This window comes from Dietzia timorensis (assembly GCF_020742175.1).
In the GTDB taxonomy this organism is placed as follows: domain Bacteria; phylum Actinomycetota; class Actinomycetes; order Mycobacteriales; family Mycobacteriaceae; genus Dietzia; species Dietzia timorensis_A.
On the sequence record NZ_DYXM01000036.1, the window covers coordinates 1 to 3,381 of the forward strand.

Genomic DNA, 3,381 nt, shown 5'->3' on the forward strand with positions numbered 1-3,381 from the left:
CGTCCCGGGCCCTCGTAGCTCAGGGGATAGAGCACTTCTCTCCTAAAGAAGGTGTCACAGGTTCGAATCCTGTCGGGGGCACGCAAACGAAAAAGGGCGTCGCCGCAACCTGGCGACGCCCTTTTGACTACTCCGTGATTTCTTCCGTATCGATCTCAACGCCCGCCGCCGTCAGGCGTGCAATGAGCGCATCCCCCATCGCCGAGGCCGGCGTGAGAATCCCGGCGCGATCCGGCAGCGCATCCCGGTCAAGCGCCAGGGTGAGCGCGCTCTCGCCGAGCATCCGCGCGGTCGCGTTGTAGCCCGGATCGCCGTCGGAGTGGAACGTCGCGACGTAGCGCTTACCGCTCGAGGTGGTCGTGTACGTCTTCGTAGTGAAATGGCCGTTCTCGCGCGCCGATTCGCTCGGTCCATCCCCCGGCTTCGGCAGCACGCGATCGACGAGCGGCGCGAGCGGCTTCACCGCCATAAGACCGAAAAACCCGGCAGTGACGGCGGCGACCGCACTCGCGGTGACAGTCGATACGCCCGGGGTGTCGCCGACATACATCGCTTCGCCGTAGCGGAACTTCTCCCCGTAGGCGCCCCCGAGCACCGCGTTCGAGCGGCGCACGATGCGCGTGTTCGAGCTGGCCATGAAAAACGGGGCGAGCGTGCCCTTGAGGCTCGGATCGACCTTGGCGGCATCGACCGGAGCGAGATCGCTCGGTTCGCGCAGCCGCTCACCGCCGGCGGGCTTCGGCGCCCCCGTCGACGAGAGTGCGTGCGGGTTGCCCAGGACCTTGCGGACATCGGAATCCGTCGCTTGGCGAGCGATGACACGCATCGAGTCGATCGTTCCGCCGCTGATGCCGCCGCGGAAGCTCCGAACGATCATCGTCGTATCGCCCATCTGGCCTGCACCATCTTTTTCGACGCGCTTATGGAGGGCGAAGGCGCCGATGTCGCTCGGGACAGAATCGAAGCCGCAGGCGTGGACGATGCGGGCACCGCTCCCCTTGGCGGTCTCGTCGAACTTGTCGATCGTCGTCCGCACGAAGGGCACCTCGCCGGTGAGATCGACGTAGTCGGTGCCCTTCTTGGCACAGGCTTCGACGAGTTTCTCGCCGTAGCGCAGGTAGGGTCCGACGGTCGTGCACACGACGCGGGTACGAGAGGCCATCTCCCCGAGCTCCTCTGCAGAGTCGGCGTCGGCGACGACGAGCGGCCACTGCGCCGCGGCCGCCGGCAGTTCCCCGCGGACCTTTTCGAGCTTGGAACGCGTGCGCCCGGCGAGCGCGATGCGCGTGCCCTCCGGTGCATGCTCGGCGAGATAGGCCGCCGTGAGCTTTCCGACGAAGCCCGTGGCTCCGAAAACGATGACGTCGAACTCTCGATCAGTCATGGCGCGTGATCACCCGATCTCGTTGTGCTGGTGCCGATTGATGGCGTGAAACCGACGGTACCCGCACCGCGGATTCAACCGCGGGCGTGAAGGATCGGCAGGTCCGACGTCATGGATGATGGGTCGAGGAGTCGCGGGCGGACGCTTGGTATCAGGTGGGGGTACTGCGGTCGGCGATCGCAGCGGCGAAGACCTGCGGGATCTCCTCGGGCGTGCGGGAGATGTGGCTGGAGCCGCCGGTCGCATCGGCGATCTCCGCGAGGACGGTGGGGTCGACGTCATCGAGGACACCGATCGTGACGACCTTTACCGGGCGCTGCGGATCCTGCATTTCGCGGAGCTGGGCGAAGAACTGGTCGCGACCGATGGTCTCGGCGGCATCGTTCGCGCCGTCGCTGAACACCATGATGGTGTTGATGGCGTTGGGATCGTAGGAATCGAGGACCGAACGGTACGCGGAGAGGACCGTGGAGTACAGCTCCGTCGCTCCACCGACGTGCTCGGGCAGACTGGCGAGGCCGGAGACGAGGTCGTCGCGATAGGTGCCCTGGACACCGGAGGCGGAGGGACCGCTGAGCCTGCCGAGCGGCTGGATCTCGACGTACGGTTCGGTGCGCGTCGGGTCCGCCGCGTTGAAGGCCCACAGGCCAAGCGCCGACGAGCCGGAGAAATACTCCACGCCTCGGGTCAGAGTTTGGACCATCATCCCCATCCGAGTGGTGCCGAGCGAAGGCACCTCCAGACCCATCGACCCCGAGGAGTCGACGAGCGCGAGGGAATTCGTGGGCATCGACATCAACCGCCACTCGCGGACTGCCTCGTCGAGCACGCCGGAGTCACGGACGACTAGGCGCTCTGTCTCTCCGACGCCTGCTTCGCCATCCAGCGGGGCGCGATCGGCGGTACGGAAGCCGGACTCTGCGAGCGTGTTCGCGAATTCCTCATCCGTTGCCTTGTCTGCGAGATTTTGGGCGGCCTTGCGCACATCGTCGCGGCGACCCGGGTCTTGCGCGCTGACGACCAGCGGATAGCTGAGGTAGTTCGCGCCGGTGCCGGGCACCTGGGTGTGGATTCCGTCTGCTTCGTTCTGTTCTCCGCGCGCGGCAAGCTCCTGCTCGGTGACGACGGCGACCCCGCCCGTCTTGGCGAGCTGATCCACAAGTCCTTCGTTCGAGGGCCGCTGCCCCTGTGCAAGAACGGCGAGCGACTGCTGAACCTGCTCGGTGCTGACAAGCCCCTTTTCCCTTTCAGCCGCGGCGGCGAGCATGGCGCCATCGGCGACGCCCGAATCGGCGACGTCGTCAACAATCGTTCCCGGTGTGCCGAGGGCCTCGGTCCAGCTCCGGACGGACGGCTCCCCGTTCTTGACCGCCAGCACTACAGGTGTCGAGGCCACCGAGTTGAGGACGGTCTCGAAAGGCAGCTGCGAATCGCGAGAAACCCGATCGGACTGCACCGACGACGTGGGGACCCAGAGATCAGGAAGCTCCTCGCGGTCGGCGAGTCTGCGCAGCATCGCTCCCGTGGACGTACTCTCGACCTCGATGGACATACATCCATCGTCGCCCGCATCTGCGACGAGTTGCCCTATTTCCTCGGAGATCGAAGGGTCGGCTGCGAGGGTTACCGGGTCGCTGCTGCCGCACGGCAATAGCGGCTTTCCCGTTGCCACTCGATAGAGGGCGACGGCGATGATGACAATCGCCACAAGCACGAATGCCCGAACCAGAACCTTTCGCGCACTGTGGACACCATCCGTCGCTGCGCGATGCCTCGAACCCATCTCTCTCCAGACCTATCGCGCATTTAAACGAGCACACTATTTCCCATGGACGCCCGGCGTTCCCGGGGTCACCTGCCGCTTTTGACCCTGTGACCTTATCGTGATCGAGACGATAAAAGTAGAGTTTGCGCAAATTCGACGCTGCTGACATCGGTTTCGGGCGCTAAGTAATGTGCGAATACGCAAGCAGGGCCGGCGGCATTGTGCCGCCGGC

2 protein-coding genes and 1 tRNA gene are annotated in these 3,381 nt (G+C 65.3%); 1 reads left to right on the forward strand and 2 read right to left on the reverse strand.

Annotated features, from left to right (window positions below):
- The first annotated feature begins 8 nt into the window (after nucleotides 1–8).
- Nucleotides 9–81: transfer RNA gene (locus tag K8V11_RS01670), tRNA-Arg, on the forward strand.
- 46 nt (nucleotides 82–127) lie between these two features.
- On the opposite strand, the gene K8V11_RS01675 is transcribed toward K8V11_RS01670, so the two are convergent.
- Complete coding sequence (locus K8V11_RS01675; protein WP_303910473.1) at nucleotides 128–1,384, reverse strand: trans-acting enoyl reductase family protein; 1,257 nt, start codon at nucleotides 1,382–1,384, stop codon at nucleotides 128–130.
- 151 nt (nucleotides 1,385–1,535) lie between these two features.
- A complete protein-coding gene (locus K8V11_RS01680; protein ID WP_303910474.1) occupies nucleotides 1,536–3,092 on the reverse strand; it encodes a substrate-binding domain-containing protein in 1,557 nt (518 codons plus the stop codon).
- Nucleotides 3,093–3,381 lie beyond the last annotated feature (289 nt).